The organism is Streptomyces sp. NPDC020681 (assembly GCF_044334895.1).
GTDB lineage: Bacteria > Actinomycetota > Actinomycetes > Streptomycetales > Streptomycetaceae > Streptomyces.
On the sequence record NZ_JBIRTX010000005.1, the window covers coordinates 1 to 15,881 of the forward strand.

At 69.2% G+C, this 15,881-nt stretch carries 19 protein-coding genes and 3 pseudogenes; 8 read left to right on the plus strand and 14 right to left on the minus strand.

Features of this window, described 5'->3' with window-relative positions; all coding sequences use genetic code 11:
• Window positions 1–107: 107 nt before the first annotated feature.
• From ACH4YL_RS12955 to ACH4YL_RS12990, 8 genes and pseudogenes are all read right to left on the minus strand, one after another.
• A pseudogene (locus ACH4YL_RS12955) lies at window positions 108–257 on the minus strand (transposase); the annotation flags it as partial.
• Window positions 258–415: 158 nt separating this feature from the next.
• Window positions 416–958: a GNAT family N-acetyltransferase gene (locus tag ACH4YL_RS12960; protein ID WP_398507349.1), complete on the minus strand. Its 543-nt coding sequence runs from the start codon at window positions 956–958 to the stop codon at window positions 416–418.
• 53 nt (window positions 959–1,011) lie between these two features.
• Window positions 1,012–1,356, minus strand: coding sequence for a hypothetical protein (locus tag ACH4YL_RS12965; protein ID WP_398507350.1), 345 nt, complete (start codon window positions 1,354–1,356; stop codon window positions 1,012–1,014).
• 104 nt (window positions 1,357–1,460) lie between these two features.
• Window positions 1,461–2,309: a GNAT family N-acetyltransferase gene (locus ACH4YL_RS12970; RefSeq protein WP_398507351.1), complete on the minus strand. Its 849-nt coding sequence runs from the start codon at window positions 2,307–2,309 to the stop codon at window positions 1,461–1,463.
• Window positions 2,310–2,407: 98 nt separating this feature from the next.
• Window positions 2,408–2,559 (minus strand): annotated as a pseudogene (locus tag ACH4YL_RS12975) (IS5/IS1182 family transposase); the annotation flags it as partial.
• An 8-nt stretch (window positions 2,560–2,567) separates the two neighbouring features.
• Window positions 2,568–3,089: an HAD domain-containing protein gene (locus ACH4YL_RS12980; protein WP_398507352.1), complete on the minus strand. Its 522-nt coding sequence runs from the start codon at window positions 3,087–3,089 to the stop codon at window positions 2,568–2,570.
• Window positions 3,090–3,227: 138 nt separating this feature from the next.
• Complete coding sequence (locus ACH4YL_RS12985; RefSeq protein WP_398507353.1) at window positions 3,228–3,845, minus strand: TOPRIM nucleotidyl transferase/hydrolase domain-containing protein; 618 nt, start codon at window positions 3,843–3,845, stop codon at window positions 3,228–3,230.
• 58 nt (window positions 3,846–3,903) lie between these two features.
• Window positions 3,904–4,043: pseudogene (locus tag ACH4YL_RS12990) on the minus strand (transposase); the annotation flags it as partial.
• Between the two features lie 164 nt (window positions 4,044–4,207).
• Between ACH4YL_RS12990 and ACH4YL_RS12995 the strand changes: the two are divergent.
• The 8 genes from ACH4YL_RS12995 (at window position 4,208) to ACH4YL_RS13030 (ending at window position 10,356) form a co-directional block, all read left to right on the plus strand.
• On the plus strand, window positions 4,208–4,651 hold the full coding sequence (locus ACH4YL_RS12995; RefSeq protein ID WP_398507354.1) for a hypothetical protein: 444 nt from the start codon (window positions 4,208–4,210) through the stop codon (window positions 4,649–4,651).
• 107 nt (window positions 4,652–4,758) lie between these two features.
• Window positions 4,759–5,565 carry a nucleotidyltransferase gene (locus ACH4YL_RS13000; RefSeq protein WP_398507355.1) on the plus strand — a complete coding sequence of 269 codons (807 nt, stop codon included), beginning with the start codon at window positions 4,759–4,761 and terminating at the stop codon, window positions 5,563–5,565.
• A gap of 74 nt (window positions 5,566–5,639) precedes the next feature.
• On the plus strand, window positions 5,640–7,118 hold the full coding sequence (locus ACH4YL_RS13005; protein WP_398507356.1) for a hypothetical protein: 1,479 nt from the start codon (window positions 5,640–5,642) through the stop codon (window positions 7,116–7,118).
• A 215-nt stretch (window positions 7,119–7,333) separates the two neighbouring features.
• Window positions 7,334–8,131, plus strand: a complete 798-nt coding sequence (locus ACH4YL_RS13010) for a hypothetical protein (protein ID WP_398507357.1) — start codon at window positions 7,334–7,336, stop codon at window positions 8,129–8,131.
• Window positions 8,132–8,186: 55 nt separating this feature from the next.
• Window positions 8,187–8,432 carry a GNAT family N-acetyltransferase gene (locus ACH4YL_RS13015; RefSeq protein WP_398507865.1) on the plus strand — a complete coding sequence of 82 codons (246 nt, stop codon included), beginning with the start codon at window positions 8,187–8,189 and terminating at the stop codon, window positions 8,430–8,432.
• Between the two features lie 136 nt (window positions 8,433–8,568).
• Window positions 8,569–9,114 (plus strand): GNAT family N-acetyltransferase, encoded by a 546-nt coding sequence (locus ACH4YL_RS13020; RefSeq protein WP_398507358.1) that lies wholly within the window; start codon window positions 8,569–8,571, stop codon window positions 9,112–9,114.
• A 156-nt stretch (window positions 9,115–9,270) separates the two neighbouring features.
• Window positions 9,271–9,804 (plus strand): putative immunity protein, encoded by a 534-nt coding sequence (locus ACH4YL_RS13025; protein WP_398507359.1) that lies wholly within the window; start codon window positions 9,271–9,273, stop codon window positions 9,802–9,804.
• Between the two features lie 81 nt (window positions 9,805–9,885).
• Complete coding sequence (locus tag ACH4YL_RS13030) at window positions 9,886–10,356, plus strand: GNAT family N-acetyltransferase (protein ID WP_398507360.1); 471 nt, start codon at window positions 9,886–9,888, stop codon at window positions 10,354–10,356.
• A gap of 56 nt (window positions 10,357–10,412) precedes the next feature.
• Here the strand turns inward: ACH4YL_RS13030 and ACH4YL_RS13035 are convergent, their stop codons facing one another.
• From ACH4YL_RS13035 to ACH4YL_RS13060, 6 genes are all read right to left on the minus strand, one after another.
• Window positions 10,413–10,832 (minus strand): hypothetical protein, encoded by a 420-nt coding sequence (locus tag ACH4YL_RS13035; RefSeq protein ID WP_398507361.1) that lies wholly within the window; start codon window positions 10,830–10,832, stop codon window positions 10,413–10,415.
• A 615-nt stretch (window positions 10,833–11,447) separates the two neighbouring features.
• Window positions 11,448–11,603 (minus strand): hypothetical protein, encoded by a 156-nt coding sequence (locus ACH4YL_RS13040; RefSeq protein ID WP_398507362.1) that lies wholly within the window; start codon window positions 11,601–11,603, stop codon window positions 11,448–11,450.
• A gap of 160 nt (window positions 11,604–11,763) precedes the next feature.
• Window positions 11,764–12,822, minus strand: coding sequence for a cyclase family protein (locus tag ACH4YL_RS13045; RefSeq protein WP_398507363.1), 1,059 nt, complete (start codon window positions 12,820–12,822; stop codon window positions 11,764–11,766).
• Window positions 12,819–13,766 (minus strand): citryl-CoA lyase, encoded by a 948-nt coding sequence (locus ACH4YL_RS13050; RefSeq protein ID WP_398507364.1) that lies wholly within the window; start codon window positions 13,764–13,766, stop codon window positions 12,819–12,821. Before ACH4YL_RS13050 ends, ACH4YL_RS13045 begins: the two co-directional genes overlap by 4 nt.
• Window positions 13,763–15,019 (minus strand): CaiB/BaiF CoA transferase family protein, encoded by a 1,257-nt coding sequence (locus ACH4YL_RS13055; protein ID WP_398507365.1) that lies wholly within the window; start codon window positions 15,017–15,019, stop codon window positions 13,763–13,765. The genes ACH4YL_RS13050 and ACH4YL_RS13055 overlap by 4 nt, the downstream gene beginning before the upstream one ends.
• Entirely contained in the window at window positions 15,016–15,858 is an 843-nt protein-coding gene (locus tag ACH4YL_RS13060) for an IclR family transcriptional regulator (RefSeq protein WP_398507366.1), read from the minus strand. The genes ACH4YL_RS13055 and ACH4YL_RS13060 overlap by 4 nt, the downstream gene beginning before the upstream one ends.
• Window positions 15,859–15,881: the final 23 nt, after the last annotated feature.

The following is a 15,881-nucleotide window of genomic DNA, read 5'->3' on the forward strand; positions in this document are numbered from 1 at the left end:
ACAAGCACCGGGCCACGCGTCACGACGTCGGCAAGACGGTCAAACGCGCCGAGTCGATCAAGGAACATCAAGCTCACCAACGTTAAACGCCAAGCTAAGATGTCGTCTCAGTTGGTGTAGCGGCGGTAGCAGATGAGGACGCTGGCGATGCCGACGAGGGCCAGGAAGTGCTCGGCTTTGCGCTCGTACCGCCTGTGCAGGTAGCGGCAGCCATTGAGCCAGGACACGGCGCGCTCGACCACCCAGCGGTGGCGGCCCGGCAAGGGCCTCCCCGTCTTGATAGGCGGCCTCGGCCTTGGCGCATCGCTTGTCGGTCCGCGAACAGGGCACACGGCCCACGCGGGAAACGTCGCCGTCCTGGCCGTCGGCCGTCCATGTCTGCTCCGCGGCTCGCCCTTGACGGTCGGGCGGCAACCTAGGTCTTCGAGTCCGGCTTCCAGTCCTGGACGAGGAGCCCGAGCAGAACGTCGTCCAGGAACTCGCCCATCACCCAGGCCGCGGAGCGCAACACGCCCTCGCGGACGAAGCCGTTGCGCTCGGCGGAGCGCAGCATGGCGGCGTTGTCCGACAACGTCTCGATCTGCAGCCGCTGCAGGCCGCGCACAACGAAACCGTAGTGGCACAGCACCGCGACCACATCGGTGCCGTAGCCCTTGCCGCGGGAGGACGGCAGCAGCCCCAGCCCGATGTGCGCGGACCGGTTGTGGTTGTCGATGTCCCACAGCGTTGCGGTGCCGATCAGCGTGCCGCCGTCCAGCTCCACCGCGGAGAACGGGACGTGCTGTTGCTCCGTGTCGTCCACCACGAACCGCGAGTCCTTCGAGCCGGGCGTGATCGGCCGCCACGGTCGGACTTCGGACCGAGAGTAGTTGACCACGTCGTCGTAGAGCTCGGCCTGCAGGATCGGAATGTCGTCCTCGTGCCGGGCCCTGAGCCCGACCTTGCTGCCCCTTAACATGCAAGCTTCCTATCCGACCGGGCTGGCCTGCGGCAAACCAATAAGCGGTCGTCTCAGTTGGTGTAGCGGCGGTAGCAGATGAGGGCGCCGGCGAAGCCGACGAAGGCCAGGAAGTGCTCGGCTTTGCGCTCGTGTCCGCGCTGTTCGGCCTCTCGACGGCCACGGACACAAGCCGCGGACACTTCCCGGACATCAGCCCGAAGCCCCTCCGGCGCGCCGTTGGCCATCGGATCAGCGGGCCAGGCGGCCCTCTCTGCCTTCGACGCCAGGGGCTTCGAGTCAGCCTCCGTGACGGCGCTCGGTGCCGTGGCCGGCGGCATGCCACCGCCGCCGCCGCGGCACACGGTCCGCCACATCGAGGCCGCCTTCGACCGCCCTTCGGCTTCCTGACCGTCCACCGCGCCTCGCGTCTGGTCCTGACGGCCGGGTGGGTGGCCGAGCCCGTCCCGTTGTCCGAGTACGGCGAAGGCATGAGTTGTCGGCGGGATGCCTCGTTGCCGAGCTACTGACCACGCGCCGGCTGGTTGGCGATCAGCAAGGTGGTGCCGGCCGGACGGAAGCCCAGGCGGGCGTAGATGCGGGCGACGGACTCCTCTGCGTAGGCGAGGAAGATGGTGCGCACGCCGTGTTCGCGAGCATGGGCAGCCAGGGCCACTGTGACGGCAGCGCCGAGGCCCTGGCGGCGGGCCGTGGCGAGGGTGCCGATGCCGCCGATCTCTGTTGCGCCGCTTGCCGGGTGGTAGTGCCCCACGGCGACCGGCGTGCCGTCAGGAGCGAAGGCAGCGACGACTGTTTTGTGACCTGCGCTGACGGTTGGGCGTGTTGCTGCAACTGTGCCGTCCACCATGAGGTTTTCGGCGGCCACTGCGAGTTCTGCTCTGGCTGCCGACACCGCCGTGGTGCCCTCCTCGGCGAAGGCCAGTTGGGAGACGGCGAGTGCGGCCGGCAGGGCCGGGTCATCGGCTGTCAGGGCCCGGATCGTGAGGCCTTCGGGCAGGGGCTGCGCGGGCAGCGAGTGCTGTGGGTCGAGCGTCATCAGCGGACGTTCCGCCACCGTGAGGCCCGCGGCCTCGATGCGGGCGCGTAGGTATGGCGACACCTCGGCGAGCCACTCGAAGGCCTCCGGCACACCGAGTGCTCGTTGGCGTGCACGGACCCGGGCAATGTCTGCGGTCGTGACGATCGCGGAACCTCCCGTGGGCTGGGCGTGGTTGGGGCCGCCGTAGTACGGGGCGCCTGCTGCCTTTCGTACGAACAGGCGCAAGGAGCCGAACTCCTCGGCTTCGGCGAACAACAGCGGCACGGTGGCGTAGTACTGCTCGATGCGGTCACGCAGGGAAGGGTCGCTCACGCACCGGATCCCATCACGGGGCGCTCCGCACCGCATCCCACAGCGACCGGACTTGCCGGTGTCTGATCAGACAACAACAGGCAGGGCTGAGGACGGCCGTAGCCGCGGCCGGCGAACAACGGGCCCGGCTTGGCGCGATGGCAGACCGCCGGCCGCGCACGGATGGGACGGCGTCCAGCAGACGCAGAAGCCGGGTGACGTCTGTGCGGTTGCCGCCGGTCAGGTTGACCGCAAGTGGAGTGCCATGCCCGCAGCCCGTCACGGCAACTGTCTCAGCCAGGAGTCGAGGACCGCATAGTCCGCATCAGTCAGGCCACGGCGGGGATCGACCCGGTGGAGCAGGGCGTCTGCGGGATGATGGGCGGCAACCCAGGTCCGGTCAGTATCGGTGACCTCGTCGTCGACCCAGGCGAACGGGCGCCCCGCCGCCCATTCGACGAGCGTGCGGGTCTTCCAGTGCAGTCCGTCGCGTTCGTCCTGGTCATCGATGTCGGACGGCTCCGGCCAGACCACCACTGCCAGTGGTGGCAGACCAATGCGAGGGGCAATGCACTGGTTCGCTTCATCCATCCATGTCGTGGCCCAGACAACTTCGCAGGGAAGCGCCGCCAGCCGGGGCCCATGCTCAGGATTGATCCTGTTCAGGAGCGGATTCCCATCGGCATCAAGCGGTTTCAGGCCTGTCACATAAGTCGGATACTGCTGGGGCGCCGCTCCGAACGGGATCAGCGGTCCGTCGACATCGAGAAACAGCAGCGGACGCTGCACAGAGCCAGTCACGGCAGCACGATAGCGACAGTCCCAAGGAAGGCCGCATCGAAACAGGAGCCCTGCAGCCAACGGTGCCGCCTGCTCAGACGCTGGATCTCGTTGCAATTGAGGGGCAGTTCTTCTGCCGAGACTGACGTCGCCCAGCGGTCAGAGGCTGGCGAGCAGGCCGTCGAGTGGGGCGGGTACGCGATCGGGGTCGAGGGCCTCGACGAGGACACGGCCGTAGTGGATCTTGCGCCCCTTTTTCGTGCCGAAGAAGCGCCGCAACTGCTGTTGCGAGGTGCGGCCCTGCTGTGCGGGCTGACGCAGAAAGGTCTGCAGAGGGCGCAGGTCGCCCTCCGCCCGGACGAGCTCCTCCACCCGTGTCACGCCCAGCGCGCGGATGAGCTCGTCTTCCAGATCCGCCGCGCAGACGAAGAACCCTTGCTGTGCCGCACTGGCCCGCTCCAGGCCGCGGGCGTAGTAGCGCCACTCCCTCTCATCGCACAGTCCCGTGAGGCGCAGGCCCAGGCCGGGTGGCCCGAGGAGGTGGGCGAAGCGCGCGACGCTCATCGCACCGCCCATCGACAGGACGCAGACTCCTTCGGCCTCCAGGTCCCGGTCGCGACTCGCGGCCAGCGCGTTGACCGCTGCGACGTCGCTCGGCCCTTCGAGGAGGACGACTGCGCGGACGTTCAGCCGCGCGGCCAGCTCGCGCGCGGGGGCGCCGGGGCCACCGGCCGCCCACGCGGTGACCGCTTCCCGGAACGACTCCATGTCAGCCATGAGGCGAGTCTCCGCTCTTTCCGGCCACCGCGGTAGGGATTTTTTGTCAGCACGCCGATCGACGGTGAGTAGTTGGGCCCCACGGTCGGAGCGAAGGAGGAAGCTGCCGCCAGGAGCAGCCGGAAGTGGCCACGAAGATGATCGCCGCCGCCACCTCCCGATCTCTCCGTGCCGCCGTCGACCACCGCCCCGCCGCCGTCAAGGCAGGGCAATCCACGCCACAGTTCGATGAGATCGCTCAAGGTTCCCTACGTTCTTCCCCGGGACAGGGCGAGCCCTTCGTATGGTTGGCCTACCCAGGGACCAGGCGTGCACTGCTTGCGGCAGGATTGGGCAGATCGACATTGCAGGGAGAGAGACCCATGATCACCGCCACCCAGGGAGTGAAGATCACCTCGCCGTGCGCGACGTGTGGTGGCGTGCTGGTCCGCGACGTCGGCCAGTTCATCGACCGGGGACAGCTGCGCTGGAGCGTCGAAGGACGGTGCCAAGCTTGCCCCAACGCGTGGTGCGAGATGGGCGCAGACCCGGCTCCCGAAGAGATCAGGCAGGCACTGCTGGCCGAGCACGGGGCCGCTCGGCTTCGCCTGGCAACCAAGGAGACCAGCCTGGTCCCCGTGTTGCGAGCCCTGCGCGAGATACGCCACCTGTCGCTGGGCGAAGCCCGGCTGACGGCCGCCGACCTGAGTGGAGTCGGCCTGGTCGGCACGTCCGTGGAAATGGCGCACCTGGCAGAAGGACTTCGCAAGCGGTCTGTCGCCACAACCCTCGCTCCGTCACCTACCTGGGTTGAGAAACGGCACTAGGAATCGATGAGACGGGACATCCGCCAAGCAGGACGGAACGTCCCGGCACGGTAGCCACCGCGAAAAACCACTAAGCAGCATCTGAAGCCACCCGGCACAGTGACCCCATGCACGGAAGAGGGCTGAACCACGACGGGACGATCGCCCGTGAAGGTGCGCTGAGCCGCGTGCCGGCAGCCTTCGTCCCTGTCGTCGATGCCGCCCGCGTTCACATCAGCGAGACGTTCGACAGCACCCGACTGCACAGCGCCTACCTCTACGGCAGCATTCCCCGCGGCGCCGCCGTCCCCGGCGTATCCGACCTCGACCTGCTTCTCGCCCTCCGCGATGAGCCCACCGAGGCCGACCGAGCGGACGCCAACACGATCGAGTCCGTGCTCGACCGCTCCTTTGCCCAGATCGAAGGCGTCGGCATCCTCCTGTCCAGCGCGCGCACCCTCCTGAGCGAAATCGAACGCCACGACGGCGGCTTCTTCGTCGCCTGCCTGTGTACCCCGCTGTTGGGCAACGACCTCGCCAAACAACTCCCCCGCTACCGCCCGACGTCCTTGCTCGCCCGCGAGACGAACGGCGACCTGGCCCTGCTGCTCCCGCGCTGGCGCACCCGAGCGGCCGAAGCCGTCACCGACGGCAACCGCGAAACCCTCAGCCGTGTCGTATCCCGCCGCATCGTCCGCACAGGGTTCACGTTGGTCATGCCCCGCTGGGGCGGCTGGACCAGCGACCTCAACGAATCCGCTGAGGCATTCGGCCACTACTACCCCGAGCACGCCGAGCAGATGCGCGTGGCCGCAGCAACAGCCCGCATCCCCACTGCAGACCCGGCCGTACTCACCATGTTCATCGACCACCTGGGCCCCTGGCTCGCAACCCAATACACAATCGTCCACGGCCAGAAGACACCCCGCCCCTAAATCTGGCTGCACGCCACCTCAAAGCGCCACCTGCACCGAATGCTCCTCCAGGTGCCTCGTTAGAGTTCGGACGCATGACCGACCGCGTTCTGGAACTCCTGCGCACCCGCCCCGATCTGGCCGAACTGGCCGCGTTTCCGTTCGACTTCGATGTGAGCCGGGCGTACCACGTCGAGCCGGTGCACCTGGCGTCCGGTGCGTCACTGGAACCGATCGCCGGCGACGACACCGGCGGTACGTACTTCCTGTGCGGAGGAACGGCTGTGCTCCACGCGTCCTCCGAGGGGGACGCCGTGCTGCTCGCCGACAGTGTCGGCGAGGCGCTCGAGATCCTCGTCCGGCTGCCCGGGTGGTGCGAGAACATCTCCGTCGAACTGGACGAGGAGGACCTGCTCGCCGAAGTACGAGCGTCGGACGACCAGGCGCGGGAGGAGTTCGCCCCCGAACTGGACGCGCAGCGCGCGGCGTTGATCAGCGGTCTGGGTCTGCCGGAGCGGCCGCTGGTCGAACTCCTCGCGTTGTCGGAGTCGGCCGCCCGGCGCACCGACCCCAACTACGTCCTGCTCAACTCCAGCGAGCTCTGCGCCTACCGGCTCGACAACTCCTTCCGGCACGCCTTGCGCGACGTCGTCCTCGCCCCGGGACGGGAGGTACTGGAGAGGATGCGCTCCGGCGACCCCGGCGCGCGGCAGGAGGTGGCCGCGGATCCCGTGCTGCGGTCAGGGGTGCTGCGGGCGGCGCAGTACGACCGTCGTGACGGCGACTTGCCGCTGCTGCGTTTCCTGCTGGAACTCGAGGATGCCGCGCGGACCGAATGGTTCCAGGACCGGCGCCTCGCCGCGGTGCTGGTGGCGCTGCACGGCCAGGACGCGGACGTTCCGCTCCTACGGTCGGCCACTTCTGGTCAGGTCACCGACAGTGCCGGAGCCGTGGAATGGGCCCGCGCCGAGGAGGCGAAGCGGCACGGGCGGGATGGAGCTGCGGCCGCGGCCGCGGAGAGCGAGTTCACCTGGATCGAGCTGGCCCACCGGCAGGGGCGCCTCGAGCACGCCCGGGTCGCACTCATCCGCATGCTGGACGACACGGGCCCGGACGAGGACCGGCTCCGGGAGCTGAGCCGCGCGCTGGAGCGCCTCGGCGACCACGCACAGGCAGCCCGTGCCCAGTTCAACCTCCTCTCGCTTCAGGACACGGCGCGGGACCGGGCCTCGGAGGCGTATGTCCTCGCCCGCCTGGAGCGCTGCAAGGGCGACCTCGCGGCAGCGGGGCGGGCGCTGGAGCGGGCACGGGCGGCGGTCGGCGCCGACGGCACCACGCAGGACGGAACGGTTGACCAGTGGCACCGCCGGGGGCTCGGCCGGCTGATCACCGAGCAGCATCTGGAGCTGACACTCGCCGCGGCCGAGGCAGGCGAGACGGAACTCGCGCGTGCCACGATGGCCCACGCCAGGCTCCTGCTCGACACCATCGGCAAAGAGTCGGCGAAAGCCCTCAGCCGACTGTCCACGCAGGCGAAATGGGCCACGGCCAGGCTCCGACCGCCCCGCACCTGACATCCGCGTACCGCGACAGCCGAGCAGTGGGCTCGGCGTTGCCGGCAACCGTCCCTGCCCAGAACTCGGGCACCCGAGCCTCCCGTTGTCGATCGGCACCAAGCACCAGCCGGACACCCTCGCCCAGCCAGTCGTCAGGTTCTGCGGGTGCCGGAGGGCAACCTTCCGTCTCCTGCGATGGTCGGAACGTATGAACCGGCAGGGAGGCAAGTGTCATGCGTGGTGGCAGTCCGAGGAAGAAGGGTCTGGCCGTGGCGGGCGTCGTGGCGGCGCTCGCCCTGACCGGAGGCGCCGTGTATGTACTGGCGGCCGACGCCGTAGACCGGGATACGAAGGGGTACATGCTGACCCCGGCCGATTCGGTCGGCCCGTTCAAGAAGCACAGGGAATACCTGAGGGACATGTCCACCAGGCAGTGCGACGGGGCGCCGTCCGATGCCGACTGCATGCAGGGGGTCACCGAAGGCCCTCCGAGCGAACCGGAGGAGATCGGCGTCGAAGAGCCGGCCATGGCGAACGCCGACTACCGGTACGAGTACAAGGACGACCAGGGGCGCAGCCAACGCAAGACGCTGTTTGTCGAGGGTTACTGGGGCACGATCGACGACCCGGACGAGGCGCTCGACAACTTCTTCCAGTCGATCAAGGACGGCGACCTGTCGTTCAGGGGCAAGCTGATCGGCTCCCGCGAGAGGTTCGACCCCAAGGGCTTCGAGGGTGCTCTGATGGAGTGCCAGAACTCCGAGCTCACGCGCATATGGGACGTGAACGCACGAGCGCGCCCCGTGGCGACGATGCGGGTCGCGATCTGCGTCTGGGCCGACTACAGCACCGTGGCCGCCGCCGCAGTCGTCGACTCCCCTCAGATCCGCCGCAGTGCCCCTGGCATGTCTCAGTCGCAGGTCGCTGACCTGGCCGCAGAGCTGTACAACACCTCGCGCACCGAGTTCCGGCCCGGGGTATGCACGTGGGACCACTGCGACGGCAAGTCGAGGGATCCGTGGGAAAACTGAGGAGCGTTACCGAGGTGAAACTCGTGGTGTCGTAGGGGCTGACGCTGGTCGTCCGCTGCGGCACAGGCCACCGAGGCGTTCGTGGCCCCGTGAGGAAAGCCGCGGGGATGGTTGGGGCAGCCGGCTCCTCCTGGCCGCGGAGAAGGAGGCACGCCGCCGTGGCTGCGACCGCGCGTGCGTCTCGTCGTTCACGTTCCAGGCCCCTGCGTTCTACCAGCGCCACGGTTACGTCGAGACGGGCAGAACTCTGGGGATCCCCGGCGGAGCCGAGGATGTCCACATGTACAAGAAACTGACCTAACGGTTGTCCGGCCCGATCACGAGCGGAGCCAGATGACGACCGATGCGGCGGTGACGGTGCCGTCCCGGTAGCCGCAGAGCTCGTCAGGCGCAAAAAATCCGTTGGTCTCCTTACCGGCGCTGGCCATACTGCCGCCATGGATCCCGTGACTCTCAAAACCGCCCGCGTCCTGCTCAGGCCTTTCGCCCCCGCCGACGCAGACGCGGTGTACACGGCCTGTCAGGACGCGGACATCCAGCACTACACGCCCGCGCCCACGCCATACCGGCGCGAGGACGCCGCAAAGCACGTCACAGAGACCGCACCCCAGGGCTGGGCGACGGACCAGGACTACATCCTCGGCGCCTTCCGCGCCGACAACGGCGCCTTGGTCGGTTCCTTCTGCCTCACCAAGCTCTTCCAAGGCGTCTACGAACTTGGCTACTGGGCAGCAAAGGAGCAGCGCGGCCAGGGCTATTCCACCGAGGCCGCGCGGGCGCTGTGCGATTGGGGCTTCGCCGAACTCCACGCCCACCGCATCGAGTGGTGGGCGATGGCTGGGAACACGGCCTCCCGCGCACTCGCCGAGAGACTCGGCTTCACCCTCGAAGGAACCCTCCGCAACCGCAACATGGTCAACGGCCAACCCCATGACTGGTGGGTCGGCGGACTCTTCAAGCCCTCAGACAGCCCCAGCGCTTGAGGGATCGCGGCTGCCCAGCGGCGAGCTGCCTGCCGCGAGCTACCAAGGGGGTGTGTAGGGCCGCGAACCCATCACGCTCCCCCGTGGCTGGCGGTGACCGGTGGTGAGCGCGTGACAGCGGCTCCCGCCGATTGGCGACTGCGGCAAGATTGAGCCGTGCCAACTGAGTCGGACAAGATTGAGCTGAGCGAACACGAGCTTCGTGAGATCACGGGCTACGCGGCTGATTGTGCGCGCAGGGCGCTGTCGATCTTCGAGCAGAGTCTTCCTGCCGACACGCGCCCTCGCGACGCCATCGATGCAGCACAAGCCTTCGCTGAGGGCGGCCGGCGCACGGGCGCTCTGCGGCAGAGCGCGTGGGCGGCGTACAAAGCGGCACAAGAAGCCGCTTCACCCGCTGCGGTCGACGCGGCACGAGCGGCGAGTCATGCGGCCGCCGCTGCGTACCTTCATCCCAAGGCAAGCGCTCATCAGGTGAAGCACATTCTCGGCGCGGCAGCGCATGCGGCGCGAGCCGAGGAGTTGGCATCCGGAGATGGCCGGCGTGTCACTGCGGGGACCCTTGAATGGGCGCGTCATCACGCACCAACGGCGGTCACCGCAGTGCTCGGCCGTCTGCCCGCCGCACCTCCCGGAGGCGGGCGCGTGGGAGAGTTCATTCGGGACCTCGACGCCGCTCTCCGCGCCTGAGGCGATCAGGTACCAGAGGCACGCGTGCTCGCGATACCGAAAAGCGTTTGCCCTTCTGGCCTGCATCTTTAGGCTTCCCGCATGACCACATCGCCCCGCTTGGAGAAGATCACCTCTGGCAACTTCGACGCCGCGATCGCCCTGAAGGTACGGCCCGACCAAGACCATCTGGTTGCTCCGGTCGTCAAGTCGCTCGCCGAGGCGTACGTGCAGCCAGACGTCGCCTGGCCGCGGCTCATATTCGACGGCGACCGGCTCGTCGGCTTCCTGATGGCCTTCTTCGACATCGACTTCGCCGACGACGGCACCCGCACCGACGTCCGCTCGGGCCTGTGGCGCCTGAACATCGCAGCTGCGGAACAGGGCCGCGGCTATGGCCGCTTCGCCGTCGAGGCAGTGGCCACCGAGATCCGCCGCCGCGGCGGCACCCGCCTGACGGTCTGCTGGCATCCTGGCGAGGACGGTCCGGAAGCCTTCTACCTCGGACTTGGATTCCGGCTGACGGGAGAGATGAGCGGCGACCAGCGCGTTGGCGAACTGGAACTCACCTGAACCTTGATCCGCCGCACACTTCATCTCCTCGTCGGCCCCCAACCTGGCCCTTTCCGTCATCCTGCGGCTTCGACGAGCGCGTTGGCGGTGCGGGACTCGTTCCTTGGCGGCCTGGCGCCGAAGGTGCTTTCGAAGGAGTGGAAAGCGTCCTCTTGCTTCCACTCCGCCGCGGCCTTGGCACTGGACGCGAGGAACCGGGCGCAGCGCGGGCCGGGGTGGGGGTCGCCGAGGCGGTCCCGGGCGCACTCCGGGACGACCTCGTAGCTGTCGCGATCGCGCCACAGACTGCGGCCCTGCAGGAAGCTGTACTCCAGGGAAGTGCGCGCCAGGTCCGTCTGCCTCTTGCCCCGGCCCGCGAGGCGGGCAAGGGCGAGGACCAGGTCGAAACTCTCGGGCCGCGGCGACGAAGTACTGCCTCTGCCCTGCCAAGGCCCCCGCCGGGGACGTTGGCCGGCAGCAGTCCGGCACGCCGCCACCCTGCCAGCTGCTTCGCGTGACGGTGAGGTCGTGATGGGCCGCGTGATCGATGAGCTGCTGATCGGCCGCGCTGGGGGCGTCGTTGGAAGGCATGGCGCGAAGCCGGCGGCGCCCGCATCGGCTTCGGACCGGCTTGGAGACCCCCCACCTACGTCCGGTCGCTCTGGTAACCGTCCGCTGAAATGGCACAGGCGTGGCAACCGCATGGCGTACCAACGCCCTTGCGGATCAGCCACAGCAGGAAGTCACCAGACCGCCGCAAGCCCCGCCTGCGGACGCCTGAGTCAGAAGGAACTCACAGCTCATGACCACGAACTCGAACGCGCCCGTTCCCGACCGCGACGACAGCCACCGAGAATTGTGCATGCTGGTTCTGCTGCTTGGTCTCACGGTAGGACTGCTGACTACCGGGGCTGCCGTCCATCTCGCCCGCGTCCACCCGGCGCTTGCCGAGCCCCTGGTTGTCGGCGCCGCCGTCCTGAGTATCCGCTCTCGCCGGCCTCGTCAGCATCGTGACGCGGACAGTGCGGCGGCGGTGACACCGCCCGCGGGCTCGAGTGTCTCCTGACCACGATCGTGCCTGCAAGATCGACGCACGCAGGCGGGCGCCTGCGTCAGCTGAACTCGTACGGCATGCCGTTGAAGTTCATCGTCCGCTCGAGCTCTCGCTTTGTCTCCTCTGCCGTGCGTCGCGCTTCGGCCGGTGCGTCCCCGAGCTCCTTGATGAGCTCGGCATAGATGGGGGCGTCTGATCGGTCCGTGAAGCTCACGGTGTATGGGTCCCTTCGAACGTGTCCTGATCCCCCGCCGACGGCCGGGAGCAGGGGCCGAGTGTACGGATGACCTTGGGGACCCGATTGTCCAGTCCACAGGGCGGACGCTGATGCGTGCATGACGCAAAACGAAGAGGTTGGCACCGCTGGCCGCCCGTCAACGGACGGCGGTGGCATTGGCCGGAGAGCCCACTCCTCCCGGGAGGTTGAGCGGCTGGGCCACGAGCAAGCAGGTCCACCGCCCGTCGTCGGCGCTGGCGCGGGCCAGCGGGCCAAGGCGCCACAGCTCGCCAACGGCGAACCCCAGCATGGCGATGAGCTGCTGGTGCATCATGCCGTGGTCGGTCGTGCCGCCGAAGGGTGAGTCGTCCCGGGCGGGCAGCGCCTCGAAGGCGTAGGTGTCGGAGGCGATGACGGCGAAGCGGTGGTCCCACAGCCATGCGAGCACGTCGTGGTCCTGGTCCACGCCGGTGAAACGGCGGTTGTCGCGCACCCGCCGCTGGGCCGCCGGGTCGAGGCCGAGGTACCACTGAGTCCAGCCGGTGTGCAGGAGCAGGGCGTCGCCTGGCCGGGGCCGCACGGCCTGGGCGGCCAACGCGTCCTCGAGTGCCGTCGCGTCCAGGTGTTCTCCGCCCTCGTGGTCGATAGGCCGCCCCGACTCACGGCGGAACCGGCTCACATCCAGCACGAGCCCCCTGGTGACGATGCCGCGTTCGGCCCAGCGTTGGATGCCTAGCGCCGGACTGCCCTCGGTGATCTCGGCGTCCGGGGTTCCGTTGTAGAAGCCGTGCTCTTGGTGGCGCCGGTGGCGCAGGCCGTCGAGCTGGCTGGCCGCCTGCGGATAGAAGCCGTCGAGGACGTCGTCGCGGTGGGCGCGGTGGCGGCTGAAGATCGTGTGCCGGAGGGCGCCGCGAGTGGGCGCTATCGGCGGGTCGAACGCGGTGAGCGGGTAGTCCAGGCAGAGGGTCTGCCCGGTATGCACGCAGGCTGCCGCGGCCCTGGCCTGCTCGGGTCCGGCAAGGTTGAGCGTTCCCACCTCGTCCCGTTCCCCGAACAGTCCCCACGCGCTCTCGGCGGGTGCGTCGGTGCGCCGCCGCAGTTGCGCGTAGCTGGGCAGCTCGTCGGCCGCCCCCCTGACGAATGGGGCGAGCGCGGCGGACGGAGAGCACTGGGTGCGGTCGGTCGACGGGGCGAACGGGCCGCGGCGGCGGCTCACCCCTTGCCCTGTTGAGCGCCGGAGGTGCCCGGCGGGAGGAGGTCGCGTGGCGCGGGGCCGTTGTAGGCGGGGAGAAGGGGCTTGGGGATCGGGCCCTTGATGCGGGCGCCACCGCGGTGCTCCTCCCACGCATGGGCGAGCACGCCCACCCCTCGGGAGATCACGAACAGCCCTCGGCCGAGCTGGGGCGGGAAGCCCAGTTCGCTGTAGATGATCGCGGTGGCTCCGTCGATGTTCATGGGCACCGGGCGACTGCGGCCCTCGGCGAGGGCCCGTTCCAGCGCGGTTCCGGCGCGCAGGGCCCAGCCGCCCACGACCCCTTCCTTCACCGCTTCCTCGACCAGTCCGAGCAGCGGATCACGGCGGGGGTCACGCGGGTGGAAGCGGTGGCCGAAGCCGGGGATGTGCGCCTTGTCGAGCCGGTACCGGCCAACGAGGTCCCAGGCGGCCTGGTCCAGGTCGATGCCCTCGGAAGCCGCGCCGTTCAGTTCGGCCAGCACCTCCATGCACTGCTGACCCGCGCCCCCGTGAACGTCGCCGAGCATGTTGACCCCGTTGGCGACGGCGTTGTTCAGCCCGACGCCGCAGGTTGCGGCCATGCGCGCGGCGGCGATCGAGGGGGCCTGCGGGCCGTGGTCGACGCTGGCTACGAGCGCGGCTTCGAGCAGCGCGCTCTGCCCGGCGTCGGGCAGTTCCCCGCGCAACAGCAGCCAGATCGTGTCGGTGAAGGAGACATTGCCGATCATCTGCTCCACCGGATAGCCGCGCAGCAGGATCTCCCCGGGCGTGATTCGGCTGATGCCGGTGCGCCACCAGCCGGTCACCTTGTCCTCGAGCTCGGCGGCGGTCAGCACGGCGGCCATGTCGGTCCCGGTGGCGGCGGCAGTTCCGCCGGCGGTGCCGGCCCCGGCGCCGCCGGTGAGGGTGCGCGTTGTCTGGTTCATACCGCCTCCTCCTGACGCAGTTCGGTGATCTCCTGTGCGCTGAAGCCGAGTTCGGCCAGCAACTGGTCGGTGTGCTCGCCCAGCCGGGGCGGGGGGTGCTCCGGTCCGGCGGCGGCTCCGTTGACCCGGACGGGGCTGCCGAGCACCTTCAGTTCCCGCTCGCCGCGGTCCGGGAACGGCAGGGTGTGGACGAAGCCGCGGGTGGTTATCTGGTCCTGGGCCAGCGCCTGTGCGACGTCGAGCACCCGGGCCGCCGGAACGCCCGCGCCGGACAGGATGTCTTCCCACTCCTCGGCACCGCGCATGCACAGCGCCTTCTCCAGCTCGCCCTTGAGCGCCTCCCGGCTCCTCTTGCGGTCCGACCGGTCGGCGAAGCGCGGGTCCTCGGCCAGTTCAGGACGACCCACCAGGCGGCACAGGGTGGTGAACTGCCGCTGTTCGTTGGCGGCGATGTTGAGCATGCCGTCGGCCGTGGCGAAGGTCCCGGACGGAGCCGCGGTGAAGTTCTCGTTGCCCATGGGCCGCGGATGCTGCCCGGTTACCAGATGGTTGGAGACCACCCAGCCCAGCGCGGACAGCGCCGACTCCAGCATGGAGATGTCCAGGCGTACGCCTTCGCCGGTGCGGTCGCGGTGGTTCAGGGCGGCGGCGACGGCGAAGGCCGCGGCCATGCCGCCGAGGGTGTCGGCGACCGGATATCCGGCACGCAGCGGTGCGCTGCCGGGGGTGCCGGTTACGCTCATCATCCCGGACAGGCCCTGGATGATCTGGTCGTAGGCGGGTCTGTCGCGCAGCGGCCCGTCCTGGCCGAAGCCCGACACGGCGCAGTAGACCAGTCTCGGGTTGGCCTCGTGCAGGATCTCCCAGCCGACTCCGAGCCGGTCCAGCACGCCGGGACGGAAGTTCTCGATCAGGATGTCGGCGTTCGCGGCCGCCCTCAGCAGTACCCGTCGCCCGGCCTCGCTCTTGAGGTTGACCGTCAGTGAGCGCTTTCCGGCGTTCTGGGCGAGGAAGCTGGCGCCCAGCAGGTTCTCGTTCAGCCCCACGTCGGCGCCCAGTTGCCGGGCCAGATCTCCTCTGCCCGGCACCTCCACCTTGATCACGTCGGCGCCAAGCAGGGCGAGTTGGTAGGCGGCGAACGGTCCGGCCAGAACGTTGGTCAGATCGAGTACGCGTGCGCCGGCCAGCAGCCGTACGGGCCGGTCGGCGTCGGTGACCGGAGCGGGGCCGGGGTCGGGATCGGGGTTGCTCACGCGGTACCTCCGATGAATCGCAGTGCCGACAGCCGCTGTGCCGCCTCGGTCAAAATGGGGATGAACTCCGCCAGACGCTCGTCGGTGAACCGGCTGGTGGGACCGCCCAGGCCCACAGCCGCCACGGTGTGCCCCGCGGAGTCGGTGATGGGCGCGGCGGCGGCGGAGACGCCCTTCTCACGTTCCCCGTGGCTGACCGCCCAGCCCTGCTCTCCCGCCCGGCGTGCCCGCTCGGTGATGACCTCAAGGAACTCGGGTCCGTGCGGGGCGGCGTCGGCCACCTGCCGCAGTTCCTGCGGTGCGGCCTCGGTGAGCAGGACATGGCTGGCGGCGCCCGCCCACAGGGCCATCTCCGTGCCGACGTGTACCACGTGGCGCAGTTGCTGTGTGCCCTCCTGCTGAGCGATGCAGACGCGGAATGTGCCCTGGCGGACGTAGATCCGCACCGATTCGCCGCCCGTCCGCTCGGACACCTGGCGCAGACACTCCACCGCCTCCGTCGGCAACTGCCAGGCGTCCTGGGCCAACCGCGCCCAGCGCAACAGGCCGGGTCCCGGCGTCAGTCGGCCGTCGCCGCGGGTCCACAGCAGGCCGCGCTGTTCCAGGGTGGCGACCAGGCGCACGACGGTGGACTTGGGCAGGGCAGTGGCGTCGACGAGTTCGCGAACGCTGCGGGAGCGGTGCGTGTCATCGAACATGCCCAGCAGATCGAGCGCGCGCAGCACACTGCGCACGCCGTCGCCGCCCGTTGGGCCGTTCTCCCGTCCCGCGCCCGAAGCCGTCGTCTTCTCGGCCGATCCGGCCGCACCAGGGGGCTCGTGCGCGCTCAGGTCGTTCATGCTCATCCTCTCGTTCGGGGCTG

Excerpts from the sequence above, each read along its gene's own strand:
- ACH4YL_RS12960 (WP_398507349.1), bottom strand. The coding sequence starts at position 958 with ATGTTAAGGGGCAGCAAGGTCGGGCTCAGGGCCCGGCACGAGGACGAC.
- ACH4YL_RS12985 (WP_398507353.1), bottom strand. The coding sequence starts at position 3,845 with ATGGCTGACATGGAGTCGTTCCGGGAAGCGGTCACCGCGTGGGCGGCC.
- ACH4YL_RS12995 (WP_398507354.1), top strand. The coding sequence starts at position 4,208 with ATGATCACCGCCACCCAGGGAGTGAAGATCACCTCGCCGTGCGCGACG.
- ACH4YL_RS13000 (WP_398507355.1), top strand. The coding sequence starts at position 4,759 with ATGCACGGAAGAGGGCTGAACCACGACGGGACGATCGCCCGTGAAGGT.
- ACH4YL_RS13005 (WP_398507356.1), top strand. The coding sequence starts at position 5,640 with ATGACCGACCGCGTTCTGGAACTCCTGCGCACCCGCCCCGATCTGGCC.
- ACH4YL_RS13010 (WP_398507357.1), top strand. The coding sequence starts at position 7,334 with ATGCGTGGTGGCAGTCCGAGGAAGAAGGGTCTGGCCGTGGCGGGCGTC.
- ACH4YL_RS13020 (WP_398507358.1), top strand. The coding sequence starts at position 8,569 with ATGGATCCCGTGACTCTCAAAACCGCCCGCGTCCTGCTCAGGCCTTTC.
- ACH4YL_RS13030 (WP_398507360.1), top strand. The coding sequence starts at position 9,886 with ATGACCACATCGCCCCGCTTGGAGAAGATCACCTCTGGCAACTTCGAC.
- ACH4YL_RS13050 (WP_398507364.1), bottom strand. The coding sequence starts at position 13,766 with ATGAACCAGACAACGCGCACCCTCACCGGCGGCGCCGGGGCCGGCACC.
- ACH4YL_RS13060 (WP_398507366.1), bottom strand. The coding sequence starts at position 15,858 with ATGAACGACCTGAGCGCGCACGAGCCCCCTGGTGCGGCCGGATCGGCC.